We start from the raw sequence: 26,505 nt of genomic DNA, 5'->3' as shown, positions 1-26,505 counted from the left end.
CGGCAGCGTCGGGTTAGCCTGAGCACATGGCCGACGGGCCGCGCCGAGCAGAGCCATCACGATGCATTCGCCTCGTGATGGCCTGCCTGGCCATGGTGGTTGCCGTGGCGTGTTCAACGACGGCACCGCCGCCCATGCCGCCGCTGCCGTCGCAGACAACGCCGGCCTCGGCTCAACCCGTACCGCGGCCGGGTGTGTCGGGGACATCGCTGACGCTCGACGGCAAGCCGTGGTGGCCGATCGGCATCAACGCCTATCAGCTGGGTACCAACTGGTCGGTCAATGCGGGCTGCGGCGCGCAGGTAGATCTCGACGATTACTTCGGCCGCCTGCAACCGCACTCACTCACCCGATTCAACGTCTACTCGACGATGGCGGTGAACAAGCACACCGGCCAACTCGATTTCACCGCGCTCGACGCCGTGTTCAAGGCCGCTGAGCGGCACGGCCAACTGCTCATCGCCGTGCTGACCAGTGACGAAGGCGGTTGCGAGAACGACTATTTCAAGGACTACGCGTGGTACGCCGGGGGCTGGCGGACCGATGTCTCTCACGGTTTGCCGATGACCTTCGCCGCTTGGCTCGACACGGCGGTCAAGCGGTGGGGCGGTTCGCCGGTGCTGGCCGGCTGGACCGCGGTCGGTGAACCCGAGCCCTCGGATTGCTTTGACCACCACTGCCATTGGACCGATCGGGCCTGTCACCCGAACTCGGCCAACGTGCTGCGCGCGTTCTTCGACGCGACCGGCTCCCGTATCCGGGAGTTGGATCCCGGTTCGCTGATCTTCAGCGGTCACGCCGGTGGCGGGCAATGCGGATCACGGGGCGACGAGTTCGAGATGGTGAGCGCCTCACCCGGTCTGGACGTCTTGGAGTACCACTACTACGAGGAGACCGACTACCTACCGGGTGATGTGTACGACGGTCTTCAACGCCGCGTCGAACAGGCACGAGCGGTGAACAAACCACTACTCGTCGCCGAGATCGGCATGGAGGCGGGTTCATGTTGGACGCCGGCTCAACGCAGACAGGTGCTCGGCGATGCGATCACCCGGATGCGCGCCAAGGGCGCGGCCGGGGCCATGTTCTGGGCGTTCGTGCCGGATCCACGTCTCACCGAGTGCACGCTCGACATCGGCCCGGACGATCCGCTGTTCGCGATGGTCGGAACGGCGACGAACTAACCCTCCAGGATCCGGCGTTTCTCCGCATCGAATTCAGCCTGGCGATCGAGGCGCCGACTACCGTCGGGGATGACGTTGCTACCGCCAGGAGGTCACATGGCCCGCGACGACGCGCCGGCACCGACCGGCGGTCCGAAACGGCGATTCACGCTGCGTTACTGGGTGGTCCTGATCCTCGTCGGGCTCGCTGCCATATTCGTAGCGCAGAATCGTGACCGCGTGGCCATCCACGTGCTGTGGGTGACGGTCGAGTCGCCGATGTGGTTCATCTTGGTCATCATTTTCGTCGTGGGACTTTTCATCGGTCTGCTGCTGCGCCGGCGGCGGAGTTAGCCATGCCGGAGTCCAGGGTCAGCGCCCGGTCGGACGCCACGGCCGGCGGCACGCGCAAGAAATCCCCGCCTCGCCAGCACGCCGCTGGTCTGGATTCGGCGATCAAGCTGTTCGAGCAGGCCGCTCGTACCGTCCCGCTACCGGCAGCGCCGTATCCGATCGTCATCGCGGACTACGGTGCGGGCTCGGGCCACAACTCGATGCGGCCGATCGCCGCCGCCGTCGCCGCACTGCGCGGCCGTACCCGTCCCGCACAGTGCGTGCTCGTGACGCATACCGACACCGCCGAGAACGACTTCACCACGATGTTCCGCGGACTGTCCGAAGACCCGGAGTCCTACTTGCGCAAGGATTCCGCGACGTTCACCTCTGCTGTCGGCCGCTCGTTCTACACCCAGATCCTCCCGTCGAACGCGGTGCACCTCGGCTGGTCGGCGTGGGCACTGGTCCGGCTCGGGAAGGTGCCCATGCCGATCAGTGACCACATCGCAGTGGCATACAGCGGCGACAACCACACTCGCGCGGCGTATGCCCGGCAAGCCGCCCATGACTGGCACGAGTTCGTCGCCTTCCGCGGCCGCGAACTGTCGCCGGGTGGTCGGTTGGTGGTGATGACGATGGCACTTGGCGACGACGGGGACTTCGGTTACCGCCCGTTGTTCGACGCCGTGATGGAGACGTTGCAAGAGTTGGTCGCCGAGCGTGTGGTGAGCGTCGACGAAGTCGAGCGCATGACGCTGCCCATCGTGGGCCGCCGGGCGGCCGATTTCGCTGCGCCGTTCGCGCCGTCGGGCCGGTTCGAGAAGCTCTCGATCAGCCACCTCGAGGTGTTCGACGCCGAGGACGTGATCTTCGGCCAGTATCGAAAAGACAAGAACGCTGACGCATTCGGTACGCGGTGGGCGGATTTCTGCCGGTTCACGGCGTTGGACGATCTCGCCGACGCACTCGGTGACGATCCGGAGCGCCGGCTTCAGTTCTTCGAGCGCATGCACGCAGGCATTGCGGCCCGGCTGGCCGCCGCACCCGAACAGATGCGGATTCCGGTGGCCCAGCTCGTGTTGGAGAAGCGCCAGTCAGGCTGATCAGCCGGCGACTCGATCGCGAAAGGTGTTGCGGTAGTGCTGCGGTGTCACGCCGGTGAGTTTTCGGAACTGTTCGCGGAAGTTCGCCGCTGAGGTGAACCCGACCTGGCGGCCGACTTGCTCGATACCGTCGGACGTGCATTCGAGCAGCTGTTGTGCGTGCCGGATCCGCACCCCGGCCAGCCACTGCATCGGGGTCTGTCCGGTTTCGGCCTGAAACCGGCGGTTGAGGGTACGCACGCTGACGGCGGCACGTGCGGCGATGTCGGCCAACGTCAGCTCGCGATGAGCCTCCTGCTCGATCCAGGTGAGGACGTCGTCGAGTTCGGTGCGTTCGCCGATTTGGCGGGCGGCCAAGCTGTTTCGGCGAATGAACTGCGCCTGGCCGCCGGCGCGGTGCAGCGGCGCGACCGCCAGCCGGGCCGCGTCGGCGGCGACCGCGGCGCCGTGGTCCCGTCCGATCATGTGCAGGCACAGGTCGATTCCGGCCGACGCGCCGGCCGAGGTCAACACTTGCCCTTCGTCGACGTAGAGCACGTCGGGATCCAGCGTCACCGCGGGGAACGCGTCCCGGAACACGTCGGCCGCCAGCCAGTGGGTGGTCGCCCGCTTGCCGTCCAGCAGACCGGCCGCGGCCAACACGAACGCCCCGGTGCAGATCGACGCGATCCGGATGCCAGCCGCGTGCGCGTCGCGCAGTGCCGCGAGGATCTCGTCGGATGGCGTCGTGGCGGCATCGTTGCATCCCGGTACGACGACGGTGTCCGCCTCGGCGAGTCGGCACAGGCCGTGATCGGTGCCGATGCGCACGGGCCCGGCCGTCACGACCGGTTCGTCGCTGCACACCAGTACGCGGTAGGCCGGTTTGCCGGAGGCCAACCGGGCCCGGCCGAAGGTCTCGACGGCGGTGCTGAGGTCGAACGTGTTGACGTCGGGCAGCGCGAGGACGGCGACGGTGTGCATGCGGTTACCTCGCCGAGACCGCGGCGTCGATCAGGTGCGGTCCGGGTTCGGCGAGCGCGGCGCTGAACTGTGCAGCCAGTTCCTCTGCGGTCGTCGCCCGGGTGGCCGGGACTCCGAAACCCTGTGCGACGGCGACGAAGTCGATGTCGGGGTTACCGAGATCCAGCAGCGACTGTGACCGCTCGCCGCTGGCGCTGGTCCCGACGCGCTGAAGTTCCATCTGCAGGATGGCATAGGCGTGGTTGTTGAGGATCACCACGGTGATGTCGAGCTGCTCGCGGGCCATCGTCCACAGCGCCGAGATCGTGTAGGCGGCGCTGCCGTCCGCTTGGAGCGCGATGACCGGGCGGTGCGGTGCGGCGATCGCGGCGCCGACCGCGACCGGCAGCCCCTGTCCGATCGCTCCACCGGTGAGGGTGAGCAGATCGTGTGGTGCGGCGGACGCGGTTGCGGCGGGCAGCAGCACCCCGCTCGTATTGGCTTCGTCGGAGATGATGGCGTTTTCGGGCAGCAGGGCACCGATCACCTGCGCCCAGTTCTGCACAGTGAGCGGCCCGGTGGGTAACGGGGCGGGATCGTTGTCCGGTGCGGCAGGCACTGCGCCACCGAGTTCGTCGGCGAGTTTCTCCAGATCGGCGACCGCGAGCGTGTGCACCTGCGCATCCGCGGGGACGAGTTCACTCGGCTTGCCCGGATAGGCGAAGAACGACACCGGTTCTCGGGCACCGGCGAGGATGAGATGTGTTGTGCCGTCGAGCTGTTGAGTCGCGAGTTCGGCCAGATACTGCAGCCGGTCGAGCGCGGGTATGCCGCGGCCCCGGGCCAGGCGGGCCGGGAATGTCTCGACCAATGTGCGCGCGCCGGTGGCCGCACGAATCCGCGCGGCCGCGGTCAGGCCCGCGGCGTCGGTGGCCGTACCGCCCAACAGGATGGTCACTCCGTCACCATGAGCTCGCAGCAGGTCGGCGGCCTGCACGATTTCCAGACCGGCATCGTCGTGCGCCTCGGACGTTTCCGGATCGGGCAGGTCGGTCTGAGTAGCCGTGCCCCACGAATAATCGGCGGGCAGGATCACCGTGGCCACGCGTCCGGGCGGGCCCACTGCGCTGCGGACGGCATCGCGCACCACGGCGTCGAGATCGGCCGCAGAAGCGGGCCGGTGCACCGAACCATGCAGCCACGTGCCGAGCGCATCGATGTCGGATTCCAGTGGGGCGTCAAGCTTTTTGTGGTAGGTGGCGTGATCGCCTACGACGTTGACGACCGGACTGTATGCCCGCCTGGCGTTGTGCAGGTTCGCCAGTCCATTGGCCATGCCGGGACCGAGGTGCAGCAGGGTCGCCGCGGGCCTGCCCGCGATGCGGGCATATCCGTCGGCCGCCCCGGTCGCGACGCCCTCGAACAGGCACAGCACCGGACGCATCGCTGGGGCTGAATCGAGCGCGGCGACGAAGTGCATCTCCGAGGTTCCCGGATTGGCGAAGCACACCTCGACGCCCTCGGCGAGCAGGCGCTGCAGCACCACCTGCGCACCGGTGCTCATGAGCGCGCCCGTCCGGCGTCGAAGGCGCCGATTTCACGTTGATTCCGCCGGTCATGCACCCGTCCATAGTGATCGGCCATCCTGTCCGGCGCCAGTGCGTGGCCGACGAGAGCGGCCATCGCCAATGCTTCGGCCCCGAGCACTACCAATTGACTGATTATCAGTCAATATGCGACGGTGAACGTCTGTAACCAGGGGCAGTCAACAGGATGTGGGCATGAGCAAACGGCGGATAGACCTGCGCGGCAAGCGGATTCTGGTCACCGGTGCATCAAGCGGCATCGGGCGTGAACTGGCGCTGGCGTTGGCGGGCAAGGGCGCAACCCTGGCAGTGGCGGCCCGCCGGGAAGACCTCCTCATTCGACTGGCGGACGAATTATCCGACGCCGGACCTGCCCGGCCCATCGTTCTGCGCGCCGATCTCGCCGAGCCGGGCGCGGCCGCCGACCTCGGCGCACGGGCACTGAAGGCACTCGGAGGCGTCGACATCGTCATCAACAACGCCGGGGCCAATCTCACCGGCGCGCAGTCATCCGTCGCAGACTCGGAAGCCGCACGCCGGGTGTTCGAGGTCAACCTGTGGTCGCCGCTCGCCCTCACCGCAGCGCTGCTGCCCGCCATGCACGCGGCAGGCAGCGGGACGATCGTCAACGTCACTTCTACCGTGCAGGCCGTACCGCTGCCCTTGCTCGGCTACTACGCGGCATCGAAAGCCGCACTGGCCCAGGCGACCCGCTCACTGCGGCTTGAGCTTGCCGAAACGCCGATCGGGGTCGTGGAGGTGGTGCCCGGTTCCACCGACACCGCTCTGCGCGACATCGACGAATTGCCCTGGAAGACCGCGCCACCCAGGACAGCGCCGCCGGTCTCGCCCGCGGCGACCGCTGCCGCCGTGGTCCGCGCACTGCAGCGCGGCGCGACGCGCGTCGTCTACCCCAGCTACTCACTGGTTCCGCTGGAGGTTCCGGCAATCGGCCGGCTCGTCGCGACGATCGGCGGCCGACGGGTGAACACGCTCGGCGCGCTGGACCTTGAAGGCAACCGATGAGCAACCGGCGTCAGCTCATCATCGATGCGGCCCGGAAGCTGTTCGCCACCCGTCCGTACGATCAGGTCACCACGTCGGAGATCGCCAAGAAGGCCGGCGTGGCCTACGGGTTGATCGCCCACCACTTCGACAACAAACGCGGACTGTATCTGGCGGTCATGAATGAGATAGCCGTCGAAATCGCCGCCGCCCAGCTCGCGCCGCCACCACCCGACGCCGGCTCCGTCGATCAGTTGCGACATGCATTGCGCAACCACATCACCTACATCGACTCGTACTCCGACAGCTTCGTTGCGCTGCTGCGCGGTGCACTCGGCGCCGACCCTGAGCACCAGGCCGCGATAGAACGCCTCCGTTGGCTGGGGGCACAACGAATTTTGTCGGCGCTCGGCATTGTCGAGCCCGTCACGGCAGCGCTTCGCACGGCCATGCACGGCTGGGTCGGCTACCTCGACGAGATGATGATCGACCGGATCACCAACCGCGACATCGATGTCGACGTGCTGGTCGAACTGGCCACCGCCGCACTGGTCGCCACGCTGCGCACCGCGGCCGTGGTCGACCCGTCGATTGCCTACTCCCCTGATGTCACTGACGCGCTGGAGTCGTTTCGGTGACCGGGTTTGCGCAGATGACCTCGACCGTCGCGTCGATCAGCGCGTCGAGGTCATCCGCCGAAGCGCCGGTGCGGACCCGCACCGCCAGATTGTTCAGCGCGGCCGTAGCGATCTGAGCCAGCACCTCCGGTGGATGCTCGGCGAGCTCACCCTCCTGGGCCGCACGCTCGAACCGTTCGGTGAACGTCACCGTGAATGCGCCGAATGTCGCGTCGACGACGTCGCGGATATCCCTGTCCCCCAAGGCCTCTGTCACGGCCGTGCCGATCAGAAAGCAACCGCGCGAGCCGTCGGCCAGATAGAAATCCCGCGCGCCCCGGTAGACCGCCCGTAACGCCTCGCGCAGCGGCACCGGGCGCTGCAATGCTTCGGCCACCACGGCGCGACTGGTCTCGGCATAGTCGGTCACCGCCTGCCGATACAGCGCACGCTTGTCGCCGAATGCCGCGTAGATACTGGGCCGGTTCATGTTCATCCCCGACGCCAGATCGTCGAGCGACGTGCCGGCATAGCCGTTGCGCCAGAAGACATCACGAGCCAACCCGAGTGCACGAGCCGGGTCGTACGCACGTGGACGTCCTCGCCGTTTCGGTTCAGCACTGGTCACCGCCAGAATTTTATACTACTTTGCACAAAATGAGCATCTACCACGTCGAGGCCGGCGAGGGTGAGCCGGTTCTCCTGTTACACGGATATCCGCAGAGCGCATCGTGCTGGCGTCATCAGATCCCGACTCTTTCGGCACGGCACCGCGTCATCGCACCGGACTGGCCGGGTTTCGGCCGGTCGGACCCACCTCCCACGCCGGCCACCTACGATGCCGAGGTGGAGCGCATCGGCGAACTCGCCGACAGCTTCGGCCTGGACCGTTTCAATCTCGTCGCCCACGATTACGGCGGCTTCCTCGGTCTGGGCTATACGCTTCGACATCCCGAGCGCGTGCTGCGGCTGGCCTTGCTGAACACCCGGGCCCACAGCACTTTTCGGCCCTGGTTCTACCACTTCTCGCGCGGCCAGCGCTGGGCCGTGACGAACACCCCCGCCCTGGCACGGCGCCTGCCGTTGAGCCGTATCCACCAGCTCTTCCTTCGCCCGTATCGCCGGCTCGGCTGCTGGGACAGCGCGATCGAACACGAGTACCTGGACTGGATGGACACACCACAGGGACGGCACACCTTCGTCGACTTCTTCACGAACTACCACCTGCCGGTCGTCCCGTGGCTCGCCGAGGGGCTCAACACCATTGCCTGCCCAACTGCCGTCATCTGGGGTGACCGGGACCGCTACATACCGGTGCGCACCGCTTTCGAACTCGCAGAGCGAATCCCCAACGCGACGTTGACGCGCCTGCGCGGTGCGGATCACTACGTGATGGAAGAGCGGCCCGCAGAGGTGACAGAGGCACTGGTCGAGCTGCTGGCCCGGCCGTGCGTCGTTTCCGGCAGCCGCTGATTGGCAAGATTCCGTTGCGATATGGCCATCTGGCCACTGTTGAGCGGTGGTCGAGTGTCGCAACGATGGCGACGTGTATGCGCAAATTCTGCTATTCGACGGATTCGACCCGTTGGATGTCATCGCACCATTCGAGGTATTGAGCGCCGGCAGCGACTCGATCGGCGGCGAGCTCATCGTGGAACTCGTTGCAGCGGAAGGGCCGAGACTCGTCGTCAGCGGTAACCGCGGGCTGGCGCTGCAGGCGACCGGCCGACTCGACCCCGAGAAGCCCGGATTCGTGATCGTCCCCGGAGCGGCCGGGCCTGTCGACGGCGACCCGGACGAAGGTGCGGTGACCATACCGGTGCTGTTGGCCCGATTCGGTGAAACCGCGGCCGTTGAGTTGATGCGCCGGGCCATGGCCAACCCTGACGTCGTCGTGGCGTGCGTGTGCGGCGGTTCGCTGGCCCTCGCGATGGCGGGTCTGCTCGAAGGCCGACGCGCTGTCACCCATCACCTCGGCATGGACGTGCTTGACGCGACGGGCGTGACACCGATCGCCGCCAGAGTCGTCGACGACGGCGATCTGGTGACGTCCGGCGCGGTGACCTCCGGCCTTGATCTTGCCCTGCATCTACTGCACCGAACCTATGGCCCACGCATCGCATTGGCCGTGGAGTCACTGTTCGACTACGAACGTCGCGGAACCGTCTGGACCGACACCGGCCGCCACGCGGAGGCGGTGTGATGGGCCTCGACGGAACTTGGGACGTCAAGATCAAGACTCCGATCGGTTCACTGGCCGTGATCTACCGGTTCTCGGAAATCGACGGCATCATCACCGGCTCCGCGGAAGGCAGAGGCGAGACCGTCCGACTCGAAGACATCACCGTCGTCAACCAGTCTGACGCACAACAGGTTACGTGGAAGCAGTCGATCACCAAGCCCATGCGGCTCAACCTCGACTTCGACGTCAGGGTGACCGGCGACCAGATGTCCGGGCACTCCAAAGCCGGCCGCTTGCCACGCTCAGCTGTCAGCGGCATCCGTCGGGTGAATCAGGCTGGTTGACAGTCTGTTTCATCATCCTCGTCGTTGTTGTCGGTGAGGTAGGTCTGGGGATGGTGGTAGGTGTTGATGCGGTTTTGGCCCGTGTCGAGTAGGGGTGGCGGGGTCCATTGGCAGCGGCCGTTGCGCATGGTGGTGGTCCATTTGCCTTTGGCGACCAGGCGGTTGTCGGGTCCGCAGGACAGGGCGAGTTCATCGATGTTGGTCTGCCCACCCACCGTCCAGTCATGTTGGGCGTGATGGGCTTGGCAGCGGTAGCCGCCGGCGGTGCACCCGGGCCGGGTGCAGCCCCGGTCGCGGGCGAACAACACCAGGCGTTGGGCGGGGGTCGCGATGCGTTTGGTCCGCCCGAAATACAGCGGCACCAGGGTCGCATCGTCGAACACCGCCAGGTAATGCCAGGCATGGGCGGCGAGGCGGATCACGTCGGAGATGGGTAGTTTCGACCCACCGGCGGTGACGGCGATGCCGGCGCCGGCTTCGAGTTCAGCCAGGGTGGTGGTGACGATCAACGCCACCGGCAACCCGTTATGGGTACCGAGCTCGCCCGACATCAAGGCGTTGCGCCCGATCGTGATCAATGCGTCGTGATTGCGTTGCGCGGCGGTGCGGGTATCGGCCGCGATGGCCTCCTCCGACGGCACCCCGGTGACGCAGGGTGAGGGGTCGTCGGGATTGCACATGCCGGGTGCGGCGTATTTGGCCAGCAGGGGTTCGACGACGGCGCGGGCTTCGGCGTTCAACCATCCCGACACCTTCGAGGTGCCGTCGGGCTGCTGGGGATGGATCGTGATACCACGCTTGCGTTCCGCGGCGTCGACGGGTTCGTCACCATCCTGATTCAAGAGGTAGAGGGCTTCGGCGACGGTGTGGCGCAACGTCTCGGGGGTCTCCTGCGCCGCCACCGCCACGAGTTTGCGTTCAAAGGCGTCGCGGCGTGCCGCGTCGACCCAGTCGGGGCATTTGGTGAAGAACGTCTCCAACTCGTCGAGGTGATCGGGGGTCAGCCAGCCACCGGCTTGGGCAGCGGCGGTCGCCGCCCGCACCGGCGCCAGCGCCTCGCCGGTCACCGATCGGCGTGGCCCGAAGTTCGTCGCATCGCGACACCGCCGCCGCGCCTCGCTGCCCGAGATCCGCAGCCGGATCCGCAGCGCTTCGGGCCAGGATTTCGCCCCGATCGCGGCCGGGGTCGTGCATTCCGAGAGCGCACTGATCGCGGCATGCTCGACCACCGGCACCAGATTGCGGACGTCTTGGACCCCCGCGCACACCTCCAGCAGGTCGGCTTCGGGCAGCGACCCCCAGGGCAGGCCGCGCACACCGGCTAGTGCCGCGCGTAACGCCGCGAGCCGGTCCGCCACCAAGGAATCCATGCATCGAACACTAGTTCGAACCACCGACAAGAAGACCCCGATTGTGACTACCGAGACCAAAGTGGCCAAAGATTCTCGCTGACTCCTAGGACTTCCTCATTTTCATCTTTATAGGGATGAATACGGTAGTTTATGGCCATGACCGTCGCGGTGTACTCGGCAGAACAAGTGGCCGACATCCTCGGACTGCACGTACGCACCGTGCGGGCATACGTCCGTGACGGCCGCCTGCCCGCCGTACGGATGGGCAAGCAGTACCGCATCACCGAACAGGACTTGCGCACGTTCACCGGAGCAACTGCCGTCAAGCCGGCCGGCAAGCCACACGCGCACGTCTCGGCTGTCACGCACATCCACAACGTCGACCGCCTCACGATGGACCGTGTCACCACGCACCTCACGGCCGCAGCGATCGGCGACTCAAACCGGGAGGCGCAACTCAACGTTCATTCGACGTATGACGAAACTTCCTGCCGGCTGACGATTTTCGTTGACGGTGATCCGGAATCCACGGCAGCGTTGATCGGTTTGATCGATGCCTTGACGCGTCAGGGCGAGAAATGAGTAACACCGTCTACCGATCGTCAGCCGGCCAGGACGCCATCGAGCGCAGCTACCGCGAGCACCTTCAGCGTTGGACCACGCCAGTGCGACAGCGCACCGTCCCGACGCGGGAGGGCGAGACGTTCGTTCTCGACTGCGGCCCCGCTGACGCACCACCGGCCGTGCTGCTTCACGGCGCCGGAAGCAACAGCGCGATCTGGCACGCCGATGCGCCGCGTTGGTCACTGACCCACAGGCTGTACATGGTCGATGTCATCGGCGAACCCGGATTGAGTGCACCGGTTCGACCCGACCTGAACTCCGCTGCCCATGCGCTGTGGCTCGATGACGTATTCGATGAACTGCGTATCGATACCGCCGCCATCGTGGGTGTGTCGTTGGGCGGTTGGCTGGCCACGGATTACGCGATCCGCAGGCCCGGCCGCGTACAACGACTGGCCCTGCGGGCCCCTGGCGGTATCGGCCGCCAACGCTACGGTGCGGTCATCGCGGCTCTGGTCCTCGCACCATTCGGAGACCGCGGCACCCGAACGGCATTGCGGATTGCCCTCGGACCCGGCACGGTTCCTGACCCGGTCATCGACTACATGCTGTTGATCCAACGCAACTACCAGCCTCGCCGCGACACGCTGCCCATCTTTTCCGATGAGCAGCTACAAGCCATCACCGCACCGCTTTACGTCGCGCTGGGCGCAGGTGACCGCTTGCTCAACTCGCGCGATACGGCCGCGCGCTTGAAACGCTTACAGCCCTCGGCGTCGATCAACCTCATCGCAGGCATGGGTCACGGCGTGTTTGAGGACGGCGACGACATACATACGTTCCTCAAAGAGGGGTCAGACGCAAAGACCTTGGGCGGCAACCAGAGCTAGCCGCCGGCTCCACCCGCTCCCCCGGGCGCGGGCACCCAAGGCAGTCCCGGGATGGTCGGGTAGGGAGCCGCCGGGCTCCACGGTGGCTGAGTCGAGGTCGGTGCCTGAGTCGTGGCGGGTGGCGGCTCAGTCGTCGTAGGCGGTGGCGGTGGCGGGGTTTCCGTTGTGGGCGGCGGGGTTTCGGTCACCGGCGGCGCCTGCGGCGCTGGCGGTGGCACCGTCTGGGTCACCGTTTGCGGCGGCGGAGCCTCATGTGTCACCACCTGGGTCTGCTGCGGCTCGGGTGCCGTCGCCTCGACGGGCACCGCAGGCGGCGGCGTCTCGGGTGGTGCGGTGGTGGTCGTGACCGGAGCGGTCGTCGCGGCCGGAACCGCGACGTCTCCGCTGTCACGGTTGTTCATCAGGAGCACTGCGGCGACAGCGACCAGAGCCGCCACTCCACCGGCGCCGGCCAGCACGGCACGACGCCGGTACCAGGGTTGCGCGACGGACTCCTCGTGCTCGGTCAGCTCACGCTCGCCGAACTGCAATTGCGGCCGCGCCGTGGTTCGCATGCCCGGCTCGGGCCCGAAATCGTAATCGTCCACCTCAGCGACGTCCGGGATGTCCTGCGCGTCCGACCACGCCAACGCTTTCGGGGCAGCGGGCGGCTCGGGCGCGACCAGTGCCGCCGCGGCGGTCGGCGGCGCAGCCGAAGGCGCCATCGCGGTCATCCCCTCTTCGACCGTCCCGCGCACCGCCGTCAGCCCACCTCCGATGGCGGCAGTCAGTTCGGGTTGCGCGCCGGTGATCACCGGGACACGGAAATGCGCGGACAGCGTCGTCGTGATCGCCGGAATCCGCGCGCCCCCACCGATGGTCGCCATGGCCACCAGATCACCGGGACGCAGCCCACTGCGATCGACCGTGTCCTGGAAGACCGCAACGAATTCGTCAAGGGGCTCGCGAATGGCGTCGTCGAGTTCGTTGCGGTTGAGCCGCACGTCGCTGCGGTGGCCTGGCAACTCGGCGACAAGTGCCGTGACCGACTCGACCGACAGCCGTTCCTTGGCACGGCGGCACTCGCCGCGCAGTCGGCCCAGTGAGCCGATCGCGGAGGTGCTGGCGAGGTCGATCGTGCCTGCCGCGGACAGGTCGTTGACGACGTGCGTGAGCAAGGCCTGGTCGATGAGGTCGCCCGACAGATCGGGATGGCGAACGGTCGGCGCAATGGGCTGGTAGCCGTTGCCGGCGTCGGCGAGGGTGATGCTGGTGCCGCTGCCGCCGAAGTCGCATACCGCGATCACGCCACGGGTCGGCACGCCTGGCTCGTCCTGCAATGCCGTCAGCGCCGCGGTCGCGTCCGAGACAAGCGTCGGTGTGTCGCGGAACTCGGGCACGGCCGCCAGGGCGGCACGAAGCGCCTCTACCTGGTTGGGCCGCCAGTGCGCCGGATGCGTGATGGCGACAGGATCACCGGCAGGGCGTCCCGCGGTCACGGTGTCCAGCAGCGCACCGAGGGCATCCGCGACGAGCGTCTCGCCACGATGCGACGAACCGTCGGGCGCCAGAATGCCGACCGGGTCACCGACCCGGTCGACGAAGTCGGTCAGGATCAGTCCGCGTTCGGTGAGGTTCGGGTTCTCACTGGGCACGCCCACCTCGGAGGCGCGATGCGGATAGAGCGTCAGCACCGGCGACCGCGTCACCGCGGCTCGGCCCACTACTACTGCGGTCAGGTTGGTCGCGCCAACCGACAGCCCGATCCCGTCAGCCATGTCGTCCCGTCTCGAGAGAAAACCCTATCCGGTATTCAATCTCTTTTGACGCGGCTGGCGTTACTCAGCGAATAGTTCCAATACCAGGAATCAGTGGTAGATCCAGAGCCGTCACCCACCCTGGCGAATGTTCGTTGACCGCGGGCACGGCGTTGAGCGCACGCAGCCCGGTGGCCAGGCAACCGGCGGCCGCCGCATCGCGGCCTGAACCGTCGGTGAACCGGAACGCGGTCTCCTGCGAGATGCTCGGGGTGCCCTCGATGTCGACGCGGTAAACGTCGTTGTCGTTTCCGGACGGCCAGTCCGGGGCGGCGTCCGGGCCGATGCGGTTGACGTGTTCGAGTTGGATTCGGGTCTCGCCGCGGTAGACGCCGTTGATGGTGAATCGGACGGCGGCTACGTTGCCGGGCGCGATGACGCCCTTGGCCGTCTTGCGTTCGTCGGGGGTGACCCATTTGTCCCATGTGGTGGTGATCGCGTCGAGCTCGATGCCCGCCGCGTGGGCGATCATGGGAACTGTTGCGCCCCAGGCGAAGATGAGGATGTCGGGGCTTTCGAGCAGGGGCCGATGCTCGGGCGGCTTGCCGATGCCCATCTCGAATTCGTAGTCGCCCGTGTAGTTCGTGTAATCCAACAATTCCGACGCGCGGACCCGGCGCACCTCTGAGCACAAACCCATCAGCGTCATCGGGAACAGGTCGTTGGCGAAGCCGGGATCGATGCCCGTGGTGAAGCACGACGAACCGCCTGCCTCGCACGCCTCGGTGATCGGTTCGATCCAGTTGGGCGGGTTGAGGTGCATTTTCGGCCATACCCACGGCGTCATCGCGGTCGAGCAGACGTCAATTCCGGCCCGCAGGAACCGGGTGATCAACGCGATGTTGGCGTCGGCGTGCGCGGCCGTTGGCCCGTAGTGGACGAGAGCGTCGGGCCGCAACGCGATGAGCGCGTCGACGTCGTCGGTCGCGGTGATGCCGATCGGCGCGCCGAGGCCGCAGATCTCGCCGACATCGCGGCCCACCTTCTCCGGATTGCTGACCCCGACACCGACAAGCTCGAACAGCGGATGTCTGACGATCTCGGCGATCACCATGCTGCCCACAAAACCGGTGCCCCAGACCACGACTCGTTTCGTCACGGATTCACCATAAGTGATACCGGTCACACCGGGAATCACGGGGACGCCGGTGGCTTTGTCTTGTCCATGACTACAGCACTTGAGGGACGGCGCGCACTGGTAACCGGCGGCTCACGCGGAATCGGCGCGGGCATCGTCCGACGGTTGGCCGCCGACGGCGCCGCCGTGGCTTTCACGTACGGCGCATCTGCCGTCGAAGCCGAGAAACTCGTCGCCGAGTTGACCGCCGACGGCGCGAAAGCCGTGGCAATTCAGGCCGACGCCGCCGATCCGGCGCAGGTGGCGGCGGCGGTCGAACAGGCAGTTGCCGACCTCGGCGGCTTGGACGTCCTCGTCAACAACGCCGGAACCGCTCACATGGCACCCATCGACGAGTTCCCGCAGGAGGAGTACGACCGAGTGGTGGCCGTCAACATCGGCGGTGTGTACTCGGCGATCCGCAGCGCGGTCGGCCATCTCGGTGAGGGATCACGAATCATCAACATCGGCAGCATCAACGCCGATCGCGTGCCGACGGGTGGAACCGCCGTCTACGCGATGACCAAAGGCGCCGTATCGTCACTCACGCGCGCGCTCGCCCGCGAACTGGGACCTCGCGGTATCACCGTCAACAACGTGCAGCCCGGCCCGATCGCCACGGACCTGAACCCTGACGAAGGCGAATTCGCCGACGTGGTACGGCAAACCACCGCGTTGGGCCGGTATGGGCACACCGACGACATCGCCGCAGTGGTCAGTTTCCTGGCCGGCCCGGAATCGGGATATGTCACCGGGGCGAACTGGAACGTCGACGGCGGCTTCACCGCCTGACGGTCACAGGTCGACAGGGTCCACGGGCTGCGGCTCCGACGTGTCTTTCAGACGGGCTTTGAATTGCATTGCCCGGTAAGGCCATCCGGAGTTCGTATGCCATTGCGACACCACGAGCCCGACACCGCCGTCGATGTCGAAGCGTGAGCCGGGGAGCACATAGCCACCGTAGAGTTGAGCGACCCGGTTCTGCGCATGGTCTTCGTTCTCCCAAGTCGATCCCGCGATCGGTGTCTGGACCGGCGTGGTGTGCAGGTTGGCCAACGGCGAATCGATCACGCGGTATCCCAACGCGTACTTCGACGCGAAAAACCCGCCGAGAACCCACTTCCCGGGTGCGACACGGCGAAAGCTCAGTTCACCCCATCGCTCGGCGGCCGGAGTGATCGGCGTGGCACGGCGGCCCCATTCCCAACCCGCGTCGGTATGGCCCCAGCTCCAATAAGATTCGGGGTCGCCGATGCGGCCCGGACGAACCCGCATCAGGATGATGCCCTTGTCGCGCTGAAAACCGGTGGCGGCCACGTAAACCCAGCCGTCGTCGGGGTCGTGGTCCCAGGACCAGCACTGTGCGTGGCCTCCGTGCAGACCGGCCGGAAACTTCGAGCCGAAGCGCTCCCATGAAACACCGCAATCGTCCGAACGCCAGATCTCGGTCCAGATGACGTTGCCGAATCCGCGATTGACGATCGCGTGCAAGTAGAGCGAAGCCCCCACGCGCATCAGATCACTCGGGATGACGGTACTGATGGCGTTGCGCCGCCAACCCGACGCGTTGTGGACGTAATGCCACAGCTGACGCGCGTACAGCGGGTCCGGGCCGCCCGCGCGTTCGTAGACGATCTCGTGATTCGCGTCGCCAGTGCCGATCAATACCACCGGTGAACGCCAGTCACCGTCCCCGACCCGGCGGCCGGAGAACGTGTCGCCGAAGACCGACACCAACTTGCCGTTCGGGGCGAGCACCGAGGCACCGAGGTCGGTGCAGGTCACCCCGAACCGATCGGTCAGTCCTGGGCCGGTGAGATCACATACCTTGCCGTTGCGCAGCGGGATTCGGCGTCCGGCTACGTGCACAACCGCAGGCCCCACGGCTCACAGTCGAGGGGGTACGCCTCGACGGGCAGCGGCAGCGGCTTCTGGTAGGCGAGCGTGAACGGCACGGTGTGAATCGAGGGGGCCAACCCGCACACCGCGTTGTGCGCCACCGATCGAGTGCCGCTCAGCGTCACATCGTTGAACCGGTAGGTCTCGGTGATCGGCGCCCAGCTGCCGTCCGGGCACTGCATGCCTTCGATCTTGGACGTGATGAACTGCCACTGACCGTCGGCCAGCCGGGCGTCACCGCCGCTCGTGCCGCGCGACGCCTCGACGTGCAGCCGGCATGCCACGGCCAACTCGAGCGGCTCGCGCAGATCTCCGACCACCGGCACGCAGGACGGGTAGATCGACCACGTCTGAGGCTCCAAGCCCTCCTGCGTATAGGTGTAGACACCGTTCATGACGGGCTCGGCTTGAACAGGGCTGGCAAATCCCAGGCCTGCGCCGAATCCGAACGTGAACACCAGGGCGGTCGCAGCAGCCATGCGCTTGAAGGTCACAATGGGTGAGTATCGCAGTCTTCATCAGCGTCGTCACCGGTTTGTCCGTCAGGCGTTTCCCGGTCCCGGTGACGACCCGTAGCGGGTGAGCGAACACGCAGATCACCCGCGGTGATCCTGGAGAGATCGTGACCTCACGACCAGCGGTTAAAGCGTTACTCGCAGTCTTGGTATGCCTGCTCGCGGCGTGCTCCACCGGTGAACGGGTGGATCTCGGCGACGAGTCCTCGGGCAACCTGATCGCCGCCATCGCGGGCGAGCCCGACCAGCTCGACCCGCACCGGACCAGCGCATATTTCTCGTTCGAGGTGCTGGAGAACGTGTTCGACACGCTCGTCGAACCCGACGAGAACCTGCACATGCGCCCGGCGCTGGCGGAGTCGTGGGAGGTGAGCGGCGATCAGCTCACCTGGACCTTCCACCTCCGTGAGGGCGTCATCTGGCACGACGGCAGCCCCCTGACCGCCGACGACGTCGTGTACTCGTACCGCCGCATCATCGACGAACAGTTGACCAACGTCGACAAGTTCAGCGCCGTCACCGACGTGAGCGCCCCGGATCCGGCCACGGTCCGCATCACCGTCAAGCACCCCACGCCCAACCTGTTGACCAATCTCGGCGGGTTCAAGGGCATGGCGATCGTGCAGCGCAGCAACGTCGAGAGTGGACAGATCGCCACCCACCCGATCGGTACCGGGCCGTTCTCGTTCGCCGGGCGCAAGAGCGGCGACTCCATCACGCTCAAGGCCAATCCGAACTATTGGGGCGGGGCACCCGGCGTGTCGGGCGTGACGTTCCGGTTCATCTCCGAGCCCTCGACTGCGCTGTCGGCGCTGCAGGCCGGTGAGATCGACTGGACCGACTCGGTGCCGCCGCAGCGCGTCGCGCAGTTACGTGACGACGACTCGTTGACACTCGCCGTCACCCCGAGCAACGACTACTGGTACCTGGCCCTCAACGAGGCTCGCCAACCCTGGAACGACGTGCGGGTGCGCCAGGCGATCGCGTACGCGATCGACCGCGACGCGATCGCGGCGGCCACGAGTTACCGCACCGCGATGACCAACCAGCTGGCGATCCCGGAAGGCAACCCGTGGTACACGCGCTATGACCGGTACCGCTACGACCTCGACGAGGCGCGACGGCTCCTCGACGAGGCAGGCGCCGATCCGCAGAACCTCGACATGCTCGTCACCAGCGAGTATCCCGAGACGGTGACCGCGGCCCAGATCATCGCCGACAACCTTGCGCCCCTTGGCATCACGGTGAACATCCGCACCGTCGACTTCGCGACGTGGCTCGACGAGCAGAACACCGGGAACTTCGACATGCTCATGATGGGCTGGCTCGGCAACATCGACCCCGACGACTTCTACTACGCGCAACACCATTCGAACGGAACGAGCAATGCGCAGAAGTTCTCCGATCCGGAGGTGGACCGACTGCTCGACGCCGGACGCGTCGAGACCGACACCGCCAAGCGAAAAGACGTCTACACCAAGGCCGCAACCCGGATCGCCGACGAGGTGAGCTACATCTACCTGTACAACCCATCGGTGATCCAGGCGTGGGCCAACAATCTGTCCGGGTACGACGCACGTCGCGACGGGGCGATCCGTTTCCGCGGCGCGGAATTGAATGCGGGTGGGGCGGAATGAATCTCGGTATCGCACGGTTTCTCGCCCGGCGGCTGCTGTACTCGGTGGTGGTGCTCGTCGGGGTCCTGATCGTCGTGTTCGCCCTCGTCCATCTGGTGCCCGGCGATCCGGTGCGCATCGCGCTCGGCACCCGCTACACGCCCGAGGCGTACGAGGCACTGCGCTCGGCCAGCGGCATGGACCGACCGATCGTCGAGCAGTTCTTCGGTTATCTCGGTTCGGCACTGACCGGCGATCTGGGGGTGAGTTTCCGCAACGGCGACCCGGTCACCGTGACCCTGCTGGAGCGGCTACCGGCGACGCTGTCGCTCGGCCTCGTCGGCATCCTCATCGCGCTGGTGATCGCATTGCCTGCCGGCATCTGGTCGGCCTTGCGCGAGGGCCGGGCCAGCGACGCGATCGTCCGGATCGCCAGTCAGTTCGGCGTATCGATTCCCGATTTCTGGCTCGGCATCCTGCTGATCGGTTTGTTCGCCTCGACGCTGGGATGGTTGCCGACCTCGGGATACCGGCCGCTGTTCGACGATCCCGGCGGCTGGCTGCGCCACATCATCCTGCCGGGGCTCACCGTGGGTCTGGTCGCGGCCGCGATCATGACGCGGTATGTGCGGTCGGCAGTGCTCGAGGTCGCCGCGATGGGCTACGTCCGCACCGCGCGGTCGAAAGGTCTGCCGCCGCCGGTGATCACGTTCCGACACATCGTCCGCAACGCGCTGCTGCCGGTGCTGACCATCACCGGTATTCAGCTCGCGACGATCCTCGGCGGCGTCATCGTGGTGGAGGTGGTGTTCGCGTGGCCGGGCCTCGGCCGGCTGGTGTTCAATTCCGTTGCCGCGCGCGACTACCCGGTGATCCAGGGCGCGGTCTTGCTGATCGCGGCGCTGTTCCTGCTCATCAACCTGATCGTGGATGTGCTCTACGCGGTCGTCGACCCGAGGATCCGGCTGTCATGACCACTCAGACCGAGAGCCGCGTGGCGTCGTGGCGGCTGTTGCTGTCCAACCCGGTGACCACCATGAGCGCCGTCGTACTGCTCGCGGTGATCGTCGTGGCGTTGACCGCACAGTGGATCATTCCGTTCGGCGTCAACGACATCGATGTGCCCAATGCGTTGCAGGCCCCGAGCGGATCGCACTGGTTCGGCACCGATGAGCTTGGGCGGGATGTGTTTTCGCGGGTACTCGTCGCCGTCCAGGCGTCGCTTCGGGTCGCGGTGGTCAGCGTGGCGCTGGCCGCGGTGATCGGCGTGACGATCGGCGTGGTCGCCGGATACCGAGGCGGGTGGCTCGACACGATCGTGATGCGGGTGGTCGATGTGATGTTCGCCTTTCCGGTACTGCTGCTGGCGCTGGCGATCGTCGCGATCCTCGGCCCCGGCATCACCACGACGATGTTGGCGATCGGCATCGTCTACACCCCGATCTTCGCGCGGGTTGCCCGCGCCAGCACGCTGGGCGTCCGGGTCGAACCGTTCGTTGCGGTATCGCGGACGATGGGTACCGGCAGCATCTACATCCTGACCCGACACATCCTGCCGAACATCGCCGGACCGTTGATCGTTCAGCTGTCGTTGTCGCTGGCCTTCGCGATCCTGGCCGAGGCGTCACTGTCGTTCCTGGGTCTGGGCATCCAGCCGCCGCAGCCGTCGCTGGGCCGGATGATCTTCGACGCACAGGGTTTCGTGACGTTGGCCTGGTGGATGGCGGTGTTCCCGGGGGCTGCCATATTCGTCACCGTGCTGGCGTTCAACCTGTTCGGTGACGGGCTGCGCGACGTGTTGGATCCCAAGCAGCGCACGCTGATGGAAGCCAGGAGGGGCCGGTGATGACCACACCTGTGCTGAGCGTCCAGGATTTACGGGTGGCGATCGGCCGACGGGAGATCGTGCGCGGCATCTCGTTCGATGTGCACCGTGAGCAGACTGTCGGCATCGTCGGCGAATCGGGATCGGGCAAGTCGATGACGGTGCTGGCCGCCACCGGTCTGTTGGATGCGCCGGGTGCGGCGGTGGCCGGCACCAGCACGCTGGCCGACGGTTCGCAGCTCGTCGGCGCGTCGGCCCGGCTGCTGCGCGAGGTGCACGGCGGGCGTATCGGATTCGTGTTCCAGGATCCCGGCACCTCGCTGAACCCGCTGCTGTCGCTGGCCCGGCAGATCACCGAAACGCTTGAGACGCATCGCAACATGAGCCGGCGCCAGGCCAGAACCCGGGCCGGTGAGTTACTCGATGCGGTGGGGCTGCCGCAGGATCGGCTGGATTCCTATCCGCACCAGTTGTCAGGTGGCCAACGGCAGCGGGTGATGATCGCGATCGCACTGGCCTGCGATCCCGAGCTGCTGATCGCCGACGAGCCGACCACCGCGCTCGACGTCACAACACAGGCCCAGATCATCGATCTGGTCGCTGATCTTCAGCGCGATTTCGGAACCGCAGTGGTCTGGATCAGCCATGACCTCGGTGTGATCGGTCAGGTCGCCGACGAGGTGACCGTGCTGCGCGACGGCGAGGCCGTCGAGCAGGCACCGATCCTCGACGTGTTCGACCGGCCCCAGCACGAATACACACGCGAACTGCTTGCCGCCCGGCCCCGTGTCGATGGTGCCGGACCTGCCGGGGCGCCCGACGACGCGCCGGTCTTGTTGGACGTGCAGGGGCTCACCGTGCACTACTCAGGTGTTCCGGCAGTGCGCGATGTGTCGTTTCAGATCCGGCGCGGCAGCACCCTGGGCGTCGTCGGTGAGTCGGGCTCGGGCAAGTCGACGGTGGCAGCGGCGCTGACCGGGCTCACCGAGCCGTCGGCGGGCACTGCGACCCTCGACGGTGCCGACGTGTTCGACGGCGGCCGGGATCTGCGCAGGCGAATCAGCCTGGTGTTCCAGGATCCGTTCGCGTCGTTGAATCCGCGTGCGAGGGTCGGTGCGGCGATCGGTGAACCGCTGCACGTGCACCGGCTGGCCAGGGGCCGGCGGGCGCGCGCCGAACGGGTCGCCCAGCTTCTCGAGCTTGTCGATCTGCCATCGGATTTCGCGTCGCGCTATCCGCACGAACTCTCCGGCGGCCAACGGCAGCGGGTCAGCATCGCTCGGGCGCTGGCCACCGAACCCGATCTGCTGATCCTCGACGAATCGACGGCTTCCCTTGACGTTTCGGTGCAGTCGCGGGTGCTGGATCTGCTGGCCGATCTGCAGCGCGAACTCGGTTTGGCGTATCTGTTCATCGCCCACGACCTTGCGGTGGTGCACCGCATGAGCCATGACGTGCTGGTGATGCGCGCCGGCGAAGCCGTGGAGTACCGTCCCGCGGCCGAGTTGTTCGCCGCGCCCGAGCACGAGTACACGCGCACACTGCTGGCCGCGGTTCCGCCCACGCGGCCGCATGAGAAGGTCTAGCGCATGACTCTTGATGGGAAAGTCGCGTTGGTGACGGGTGCCTCGTCGGGCCTCGGTGCTGCGGTTGCTCAGTTGTTTGCCGCGCGGGGTGCATCGGTGTTCGGCATCGCCCGCGACGCCGAGCGGATGGCTGCCGTGTTCGAAGATGTGCCCGGCGGCAAGTACGCGTCGGTCGACATCTCGTCCTCGGAGGCCTGCGGGCGGGCAGTCGCGCGCTGCGTCGAGGAGTTCGGCCGGCTCGACACCCTCATCAACGTCGCAGGCTTCCACCAGATGCGGCACACGCTCTCGGTGACCGACGACGACTGGGACAAGGATCTGGCCGTCAATCTCAACGGGCCGTTCTTTCTGTGCCGCGCCGCGCTGCCGCATCTGCTCGACGGCGGCAGCATCGTCAACGTCGCGTCCATCGCCGGCATCGAAGGCGAGGTCTACTCCGCGGGTTACTGCGCGGCCAAGCACGGACTCGTCGGCCTCACCCGGGCGCTGGCCATCGAGTTCACCTCGAATCGGTTGCGGGTCAACGCGGTTTGTCCCGGCGGCATGCTGACGCCGCAGACCACCGAGTTCGCCGCGCCGGACAACGCCGACTGGAATCTGATCATGCGCATCGCGGCGCCGCGCGGAATGATGGACGTGGCCGACGTCGCGAAGACCATCGCGTTTCTGGCCAGTGACGACGCGGCCGCCGTGCACGGCGCGGTCTACGTCGTCGATGCCGGCAAGACGGCGGGGTAATCTTCACCGACCCGTTCCCACCGCCGCCCGATGCGCGCACCATGGAGGTGTCCGACGAGCAGGCGAAGGGAGCAGGCGATGAAGGCGCACGTCGGCGATTTCCTGGTGGTCAAGGGCACGACCACCGACCAGCACGAGCAGCACGCCGAGATCATCGGGGTGCGCGCCGAGGACGGCTCTCCCCCGTATGTGGTGCGCTGGCTCGTGACCGGGCATGAGGCGACGGTCTATCCCGGCACCGACGCGGTGGTGGTGTCGGCCGACGAACACAACAAAGCCGCCCAGCGCGCGGCGGAGCGGTCGAGCCGGCCGGGCACAGTGAGCTGAGACGGATCAGCCGCTGGTTGTCGCCAGGGATGTCCGCATGAGCATCACGCTGTAATCCGACCACCGCGACAGCGTGAAATACAGGTCGCTGCCCTTCGACCACGGGTGAATGTAGGGCGCATAGATTCCGCCGGGTATCGCGGTGGAGCTGACGATGGTCTTCGCCTGACTCCACGGCCCTTCGGGTTTGTCCGCCGTCCGCATCACCACTGCGGACGCGGCGTTGGTGTAGAGCATGACGAACTTCTTGAGGTAGTCGTTGTAGGCCACCGACATCTCGCTGCCCGGAGCCCACACCACTTGTATGGCCAGGAACGGAAAACCCCTCAGCCAGCCGAACGGGGTGAAGTATTCGTAGGCCGACTTGTCGGCGACCGCGTTCTCGGCCACGCGTGACAGGAACGGCATGCCGCCCCGGCCCGCCCCGGTGCCGTAGGCGTAGACATAGCCGCCGTACCGTACGTAGGCGCCCATCTGGAAGTTCTGGTCACCCCATACGAACGGCACACCGGGAACGGTGTTGAACCAGCTCGGCCGGATGCTCGTGACCGGCACTGTCCAGGTCTCGCCGTTGTTGGTCGACACCGCCACGGCGGAGAAATTCGTCGACCACTGCCCCGGTGCGCCCCACTGGCTCACCGACATGAAATTGACGTATTGGGTTGTGCCGACCGATATTCCGGCGGTCGGTATAACGGTCACCTCGGTGGCGGCCAACCCGAGGCTCTGGATCACCTGCTTGGAGAAATTGGGCCGCGCGGCATCGACCGGCGAGCCGGCGTAGACGTTGCCCGGTACCGGGTTGGGCACGCTCATCCCGTCCGCCAAATTGCGATCCGCACTGCGGAACAGGGTGTTCTTGCGCCATTCCTGATCCGGCACGCCGCAGTTCCCGAAGGTGTCGCCGAACGCGATGAGCACCTGGTTGTTGGCCCCGGATTGCCCGTTGTCCCAGATGATCCCGAGGTCGGCACCCGATATTCCAAAGCGCGAATAGCTGTCGGTGTTGGGTCCGGTGATCCAGTCGACCGTGGTGGCCGCCGAGGCCGCGGGAGCGGCGGCGGCGCGAGCGGCGGTGTTCGGCGCGACGGCGGTGTCCTTGGCCGCCTCCGAGGTGGCAGCGGTGCTCGCCGGTTTGCGTCCGATCGGCAGGTGCAGGATCGGCAGACGTGGGGTCGCACTGCGCGCCGACGCGCCGGCCGGCGGCACCGAACACGGGTCAGCGGCCGCGGGTGGCGCGGTGAGCAGTGAATGCACAAGCGCGACTGCCACAGTGGATGCGAGGGTCACCGATGCCAGTCGACGGAAGGCCGGCATGACACACCTTTCGGGCTGACGCGTGCGGATATCTGCGCTGAACCCCGGAGCGCGATCTAGGTGTGACAATAGTTGCTACAGAGACGGATGTGGTTTGCCGGCGACGATCCGGTATCCATCCGTGACCGCTTTGAGACCGGACGCCTCGCTGCGCCCTCAATGCTCTAGCGCGGCGGCTGGCGGCTGCGCGACGCTGGGTTGTGCCCCGCCCCGGGCAGGACCGAACACGTCAGGCTGGTCCGGCCAGATCCGGTGGACGATCGGGCAGCCGATCAGCGCGACAAGGCCCGACGCGATCAGTCCGCCGTCGATGCCACCGATCATGAACGCCAGCGGCCCGGTGTAGGCGTCGTTGACCGAGAACAGCATGCCGGTCACCGCTGCGACCGACCACAGGACCAGCATGCGCGGATTCAAACCGCGCCTGTACCAATAGATCCCACCGCGCAGCCGCCGATTGAACACCTGCAGGTCGTCGACGTCGTAGTAACCGCGCCGCAGCACATGGCCGTAGACCACGATCACCACCCAAGGAATCGAGAAGCAGACCAGCAACTGGAGATAGATCGACATTCCGCTCTCGATCCGGTCGTAGAAGTGCCCGACGTAGACCAGTGCCGTCGCGAGCCCGCACGCCAGCAGCGTCGCCTGAATCCGGTTGAACCGCGGGAAGATCGCGCTGGTGTCGAGTCCCGTACCGTACGTGTTGATGACCGCCTGTGTGGTACCCGAGGCCAGGCCGAGGTAGAGCAGAGCCGGGATGTACCACAGCGGCACGATGTCGACGACTCCGAAGACGAACGAGGTGTCCGCGTCCGCGGCACCGGCGTTGAATGCCGCCGCCGAAGTGTATGCACCCCACAAGAAACAGACACCCATGCCGAAAATGCCGCCGAGGAACAGGGTCAGCACAATCCGGCGGTCGGAGTACTTCTTAGGTGAGATATGGCGCGTCCAGTCGCCCGAATAGGCTGCGTAAGACGAGACCGTGGCCGCGCACAGCAATGCCGAGACCAGCCAGCTGTTCAACTGTGAGCCGAACGCATAGTCGCCGGTGCCGGCATAGGAAGCATCGAAGTCCCTGCTGTACACGAACAATCCGATGATCATGCACAAGCCCGCAGTCGGCAGGATGAACCGCAGCGAAGCCATCATGCTGTGATGTCCGAACACGGAGATGAAAGTGACCGTGATACTCAGGACACCGTAGGCCACCAGTCGAACCACTTCGTTGTCCGGCATACCGAAAAACCGGATGAGGGCCGAGGCCAGCGCGTCGCCGCCGGTCCAGATCGAGATGGCGGCGAATGCCAGGCTGGCTGTCCCCTCGAGGATTGACCCGATCAAGCGACCCGCGACACCGAAGTAGGCGCCGCTGGACACCGGATTATTGGTTCCCGAGTGCGGCCCCATCAGTCCGGACAGGCCCAGGAAGATGGCGCCCACCGCTGATCCAGCCATGATCGAGGTGGCCGCCGACCACCAACCGAGGCCGAAGGCGATCGGATACCAACCGATGATGAACACCCCGAATGTCATGCTGCCACCTAGCAGCAACACATAGAGGTTGCTCGGCCTGGACCGGCGTTCGTCTTCGGGGATGTAATCGATGCCGTGTCGCTCCACCTGCGGGAGCCGACCGCGCGGCGCGGTGTTCGAGTCCTTGTCTAAGTCCATGCCGACCA

General features: G+C 66.4%; 27 protein-coding genes. 17 read left to right on the top strand and 10 right to left on the bottom strand.

Annotated elements, in window-relative coordinates:
* Positions 1-26: 26 nt before the first annotated feature.
* The 3 genes from ACOI2T_RS13380 to ACOI2T_RS13370 all read left to right on the top strand — a co-directional run bounded on the left by ACOI2T_RS13380 (position 27) and on the right by ACOI2T_RS13370 (position 2,602).
* Positions 27-1,184 carry a beta-mannosidase gene (locus tag ACOI2T_RS13380; protein WP_409501578.1) on the top strand — a complete coding sequence of 386 codons (1,158 nt, stop codon included), beginning with the start codon at positions 27-29 and terminating at the stop codon, positions 1,182-1,184.
* Between the two features lie 96 nt (positions 1,185-1,280).
* Positions 1,281-1,517 carry a LapA family protein gene (locus ACOI2T_RS13375; protein ID WP_409501577.1) on the top strand — a complete coding sequence of 79 codons (237 nt, stop codon included), beginning with the start codon at positions 1,281-1,283 and terminating at the stop codon, positions 1,515-1,517.
* Positions 1,518-1,519: 2 nt separating this feature from the next.
* On the top strand, positions 1,520-2,602 hold the full coding sequence (locus ACOI2T_RS13370; RefSeq protein ID WP_409501576.1) for a class I SAM-dependent methyltransferase: 1,083 nt from the start codon (positions 1,520-1,522) through the stop codon (positions 2,600-2,602).
* Here the strand turns inward: ACOI2T_RS13370 and ACOI2T_RS13365 are convergent, their stop codons facing one another.
* Positions 2,603-3,565, bottom strand: a complete 963-nt coding sequence (locus ACOI2T_RS13365; protein ID WP_409501575.1) for a GlxA family transcriptional regulator — start codon at positions 3,563-3,565, stop codon at positions 2,603-2,605. It lies immediately after the preceding gene.
* A gap of 4 nt (positions 3,566-3,569) precedes the next feature.
* A complete protein-coding gene (locus ACOI2T_RS13360) occupies positions 3,570-5,108 on the bottom strand; it encodes an acetolactate synthase large subunit (protein WP_409501574.1) in 1,539 nt (512 codons plus the stop codon).
* A gap of 217 nt (positions 5,109-5,325) precedes the next feature.
* On the opposite strand from ACOI2T_RS13360, the gene ACOI2T_RS13355 reads away from it, so the two are divergent.
* On the top strand, positions 5,326-6,156 hold the full coding sequence (locus tag ACOI2T_RS13355; protein WP_409501573.1) for an SDR family NAD(P)-dependent oxidoreductase: 831 nt from the start codon (positions 5,326-5,328) through the stop codon (positions 6,154-6,156).
* Entirely contained in the window at positions 6,153-6,773 is a 621-nt protein-coding gene (locus tag ACOI2T_RS13350; protein ID WP_409501572.1) for a TetR/AcrR family transcriptional regulator, read from the top strand. The genes ACOI2T_RS13355 and ACOI2T_RS13350 overlap by 4 nt, the downstream gene beginning before the upstream one ends.
* Here ACOI2T_RS13350 and ACOI2T_RS13345 read toward each other — a convergent pair.
* Entirely contained in the window at positions 6,745-7,380 is a 636-nt protein-coding gene (locus tag ACOI2T_RS13345; RefSeq protein ID WP_409501571.1) for a TetR/AcrR family transcriptional regulator, read from the bottom strand. The genes ACOI2T_RS13350 and ACOI2T_RS13345 overlap by 29 nt on opposite strands.
* Positions 7,381-7,409: 29 nt before the next feature.
* Here ACOI2T_RS13345 and ACOI2T_RS13340 point away from each other — a divergent pair, with 29 nt between their 5' ends.
* The 3 genes from ACOI2T_RS13340 to ACOI2T_RS13330 all read left to right on the top strand — a co-directional run bounded on the left by ACOI2T_RS13340 (position 7,410) and on the right by ACOI2T_RS13330 (position 9,278).
* On the top strand, positions 7,410-8,225 hold the full coding sequence (locus ACOI2T_RS13340; protein ID WP_409501570.1) for an alpha/beta fold hydrolase: 816 nt from the start codon (positions 7,410-7,412) through the stop codon (positions 8,223-8,225).
* Between the two features lie 73 nt (positions 8,226-8,298).
* The gene (locus ACOI2T_RS13335) at positions 8,299-8,955 is read left to right on the top strand and encodes a DJ-1/PfpI family protein (protein WP_409501569.1); all 657 of its coding nucleotides are present in this window, start codon (positions 8,299-8,301) and stop codon (positions 8,953-8,955) included.
* Positions 8,955-9,278, top strand: a complete 324-nt coding sequence (locus ACOI2T_RS13330) for a hypothetical protein (RefSeq protein WP_067855177.1) — start codon at positions 8,955-8,957, stop codon at positions 9,276-9,278. Before ACOI2T_RS13335 ends, ACOI2T_RS13330 begins: the two co-directional genes overlap by 1 nt.
* Here the strand turns inward: ACOI2T_RS13330 and ACOI2T_RS13325 are convergent.
* The gene (locus ACOI2T_RS13325; RefSeq protein ID WP_409501568.1) at positions 9,266-10,648 is read right to left on the bottom strand and encodes an HNH endonuclease signature motif containing protein; all 1,383 of its coding nucleotides are present in this window, start codon (positions 10,646-10,648) and stop codon (positions 9,266-9,268) included. The two genes, ACOI2T_RS13330 and ACOI2T_RS13325, sit on opposite strands and share 13 nt — an antisense overlap.
* 138 nt (positions 10,649-10,786) lie before the next feature.
* Here ACOI2T_RS13325 and ACOI2T_RS13320 point away from each other — a divergent pair, with 138 nt between their 5' ends.
* Both ACOI2T_RS13320 and ACOI2T_RS13315 read left to right on the top strand, forming a co-directional pair.
* Entirely contained in the window at positions 10,787-11,212 is a 426-nt protein-coding gene (locus ACOI2T_RS13320; protein WP_409501567.1) for a helix-turn-helix domain-containing protein, read from the top strand.
* Positions 11,209-12,084 (top strand): alpha/beta fold hydrolase, encoded by an 876-nt coding sequence (locus ACOI2T_RS13315; RefSeq protein WP_409501566.1) that lies wholly within the window; start codon positions 11,209-11,211, stop codon positions 12,082-12,084. The genes ACOI2T_RS13320 and ACOI2T_RS13315 overlap by 4 nt, the downstream gene beginning before the upstream one ends.
* Here ACOI2T_RS13315 and ACOI2T_RS13310 read toward each other — a convergent pair.
* Complete coding sequence (locus tag ACOI2T_RS13310) at positions 12,081-13,841, bottom strand: Hsp70 family protein (RefSeq protein ID WP_409501565.1); 1,761 nt, start codon at positions 13,839-13,841, stop codon at positions 12,081-12,083. The two genes, ACOI2T_RS13315 and ACOI2T_RS13310, sit on opposite strands and share 4 nt — an antisense overlap.
* Before the next feature lie 64 nt (positions 13,842-13,905).
* Positions 13,906-14,934, bottom strand: coding sequence for an NAD(P)H-dependent amine dehydrogenase family protein (locus tag ACOI2T_RS13305; protein WP_421877286.1), 1,029 nt, complete (start codon positions 14,932-14,934; stop codon positions 13,906-13,908).
* 111 nt (positions 14,935-15,045) lie between these two features.
* Here ACOI2T_RS13305 and ACOI2T_RS13300 point away from each other — a divergent pair, with 111 nt between their 5' ends.
* Positions 15,046-15,789, top strand: a complete 744-nt coding sequence (locus tag ACOI2T_RS13300) for an SDR family oxidoreductase (protein ID WP_409501563.1) — start codon at positions 15,046-15,048, stop codon at positions 15,787-15,789.
* Between the two features lie 3 nt (positions 15,790-15,792).
* Here the strand turns inward: ACOI2T_RS13300 and ACOI2T_RS13295 are convergent, their stop codons facing one another.
* Positions 15,793-16,881, bottom strand: coding sequence for a glycoside hydrolase family 183 protein (locus ACOI2T_RS13295; RefSeq protein ID WP_409501562.1), 1,089 nt, complete (start codon positions 16,879-16,881; stop codon positions 15,793-15,795).
* Entirely contained in the window at positions 16,857-17,375 is a 519-nt protein-coding gene (locus ACOI2T_RS13290; RefSeq protein WP_207626460.1) for a hypothetical protein, read from the bottom strand. Before ACOI2T_RS13290 ends, ACOI2T_RS13295 begins: the two co-directional genes overlap by 25 nt.
* 143 nt (positions 17,376-17,518) lie before the next feature.
* Between ACOI2T_RS13290 and ACOI2T_RS13285 the strand changes: the two genes are divergently transcribed.
* The 6 genes from ACOI2T_RS13285 to ACOI2T_RS13260 all read left to right on the top strand — a co-directional run bounded on the left by ACOI2T_RS13285 (position 17,519) and on the right by ACOI2T_RS13260 (position 23,503).
* Positions 17,519-19,048, top strand: coding sequence for an ABC transporter substrate-binding protein (locus tag ACOI2T_RS13285; protein ID WP_409501561.1), 1,530 nt, complete (start codon positions 17,519-17,521; stop codon positions 19,046-19,048).
* Positions 19,045-20,001, top strand: a complete 957-nt coding sequence (locus tag ACOI2T_RS13280; RefSeq protein WP_409501560.1) for an ABC transporter permease — start codon at positions 19,045-19,047, stop codon at positions 19,999-20,001. The genes ACOI2T_RS13285 and ACOI2T_RS13280 overlap by 4 nt, the downstream gene beginning before the upstream one ends.
* A complete protein-coding gene (locus ACOI2T_RS13275) occupies positions 19,998-20,873 on the top strand; it encodes an ABC transporter permease (RefSeq protein WP_409501559.1) in 876 nt (291 codons plus the stop codon). The genes ACOI2T_RS13280 and ACOI2T_RS13275 overlap by 4 nt, the downstream gene beginning before the upstream one ends.
* A complete protein-coding gene (locus ACOI2T_RS13270; RefSeq protein ID WP_409501558.1) occupies positions 20,873-22,438 on the top strand; it encodes a dipeptide ABC transporter ATP-binding protein in 1,566 nt (521 codons plus the stop codon). The genes ACOI2T_RS13275 and ACOI2T_RS13270 overlap by 1 nt, the downstream gene beginning before the upstream one ends.
* A 3-nt stretch (positions 22,439-22,441) precedes the next feature.
* Positions 22,442-23,176 (top strand): SDR family NAD(P)-dependent oxidoreductase, encoded by a 735-nt coding sequence (locus ACOI2T_RS13265; RefSeq protein WP_409501557.1) that lies wholly within the window; start codon positions 22,442-22,444, stop codon positions 23,174-23,176.
* 78 nt (positions 23,177-23,254) lie between these two features.
* Positions 23,255-23,503, top strand: coding sequence for a DUF1918 domain-containing protein (locus ACOI2T_RS13260; protein ID WP_067852232.1), 249 nt, complete (start codon positions 23,255-23,257; stop codon positions 23,501-23,503).
* 6 nt (positions 23,504-23,509) lie between these two features.
* Here ACOI2T_RS13260 and ACOI2T_RS13255 read toward each other — a convergent pair whose 3' ends face one another.
* Together ACOI2T_RS13255 and ACOI2T_RS13250 are read right to left on the bottom strand one after the other, a co-directional pair.
* Positions 23,510-24,820 (bottom strand): glycoside hydrolase family 183 protein, encoded by a 1,311-nt coding sequence (locus tag ACOI2T_RS13255; RefSeq protein ID WP_409501556.1) that lies wholly within the window; start codon positions 24,818-24,820, stop codon positions 23,510-23,512.
* Positions 24,821-24,976: 156 nt separating this feature from the next.
* The gene (locus ACOI2T_RS13250) at positions 24,977-26,497 is read right to left on the bottom strand and encodes a purine-cytosine permease family protein (protein WP_409501555.1); all 1,521 of its coding nucleotides are present in this window, start codon (positions 26,495-26,497) and stop codon (positions 24,977-24,979) included.
* Positions 26,498-26,505 lie beyond the last annotated feature (8 nt).

This window comes from Mycolicibacterium wolinskyi str. Jessa 2025 (assembly GCF_049241375.1).
Taxonomy (GTDB): Bacteria; Actinomycetota; Actinomycetes; order Mycobacteriales; family Mycobacteriaceae; genus Mycobacterium; species Mycobacterium wolinskyi.
This window is presented reverse-complemented; position numbering and strand designations above follow the sequence as displayed.

Excerpts from the sequence above, each read along its gene's own strand:
- ACOI2T_RS13270 (WP_409501558.1), top strand. The coding sequence starts at position 20,873 with ATGACCACACCTGTGCTGAGCGTCCAGGATTTACGGGTGGCGATCGGC.
- ACOI2T_RS13380 (WP_409501578.1), top strand. The coding sequence starts at position 27 with ATGGCCGACGGGCCGCGCCGAGCAGAGCCATCACGATGCATTCGCCTC.
- ACOI2T_RS13330 (WP_067855177.1), top strand. The coding sequence starts at position 8,955 with ATGGGCCTCGACGGAACTTGGGACGTCAAGATCAAGACTCCGATCGGT.
- ACOI2T_RS13250 (WP_409501555.1), bottom strand. The coding sequence starts at position 26,497 with ATGGACTTAGACAAGGACTCGAACACCGCGCCGCGCGGTCGGCTCCCG.
- ACOI2T_RS13360 (WP_409501574.1), bottom strand. The coding sequence starts at position 5,108 with ATGAGCACCGGTGCGCAGGTGGTGCTGCAGCGCCTGCTCGCCGAGGGC.
- ACOI2T_RS13305 (WP_421877286.1), bottom strand. The coding sequence starts at position 14,934 with ATGGTGATCGCCGAGATCGTCAGACATCCGCTGTTCGAGCTTGTCGGT.
- ACOI2T_RS13350 (WP_409501572.1), top strand. The coding sequence starts at position 6,153 with ATGAGCAACCGGCGTCAGCTCATCATCGATGCGGCCCGGAAGCTGTTC.
- ACOI2T_RS13260 (WP_067852232.1), top strand. The coding sequence starts at position 23,255 with ATGAAGGCGCACGTCGGCGATTTCCTGGTGGTCAAGGGCACGACCACC.
- ACOI2T_RS13355 (WP_409501573.1), top strand. The coding sequence starts at position 5,326 with ATGAGCAAACGGCGGATAGACCTGCGCGGCAAGCGGATTCTGGTCACC.
- ACOI2T_RS13310 (WP_409501565.1), bottom strand. The coding sequence starts at position 13,841 with ATGGCTGACGGGATCGGGCTGTCGGTTGGCGCGACCAACCTGACCGCA.
- ACOI2T_RS13320 (WP_409501567.1), top strand. The coding sequence starts at position 10,787 with ATGACCGTCGCGGTGTACTCGGCAGAACAAGTGGCCGACATCCTCGGA.
- ACOI2T_RS13300 (WP_409501563.1), top strand. The coding sequence starts at position 15,046 with ATGACTACAGCACTTGAGGGACGGCGCGCACTGGTAACCGGCGGCTCA.
- ACOI2T_RS13325 (WP_409501568.1), bottom strand. The coding sequence starts at position 10,648 with ATGGATTCCTTGGTGGCGGACCGGCTCGCGGCGTTACGCGCGGCACTA.
- ACOI2T_RS13275 (WP_409501559.1), top strand. The coding sequence starts at position 19,998 with ATGACCACTCAGACCGAGAGCCGCGTGGCGTCGTGGCGGCTGTTGCTG.
- ACOI2T_RS13290 (WP_207626460.1), bottom strand. The coding sequence starts at position 17,375 with ATGGCTGCTGCGACCGCCCTGGTGTTCACGTTCGGATTCGGCGCAGGC.
- ACOI2T_RS13375 (WP_409501577.1), top strand. The coding sequence starts at position 1,281 with ATGGCCCGCGACGACGCGCCGGCACCGACCGGCGGTCCGAAACGGCGA.
- ACOI2T_RS13280 (WP_409501560.1), top strand. The coding sequence starts at position 19,045 with ATGAATCTCGGTATCGCACGGTTTCTCGCCCGGCGGCTGCTGTACTCG.
- ACOI2T_RS13315 (WP_409501566.1), top strand. The coding sequence starts at position 11,209 with ATGAGTAACACCGTCTACCGATCGTCAGCCGGCCAGGACGCCATCGAG.
- ACOI2T_RS13365 (WP_409501575.1), bottom strand. The coding sequence starts at position 3,565 with ATGCACACCGTCGCCGTCCTCGCGCTGCCCGACGTCAACACGTTCGAC.
- ACOI2T_RS13340 (WP_409501570.1), top strand. The coding sequence starts at position 7,410 with ATGAGCATCTACCACGTCGAGGCCGGCGAGGGTGAGCCGGTTCTCCTG.
- ACOI2T_RS13255 (WP_409501556.1), bottom strand. The coding sequence starts at position 24,820 with ATGCCGGCCTTCCGTCGACTGGCATCGGTGACCCTCGCATCCACTGTG.
- ACOI2T_RS13265 (WP_409501557.1), top strand. The coding sequence starts at position 22,442 with ATGACTCTTGATGGGAAAGTCGCGTTGGTGACGGGTGCCTCGTCGGGC.
- ACOI2T_RS13370 (WP_409501576.1), top strand. The coding sequence starts at position 1,520 with ATGCCGGAGTCCAGGGTCAGCGCCCGGTCGGACGCCACGGCCGGCGGC.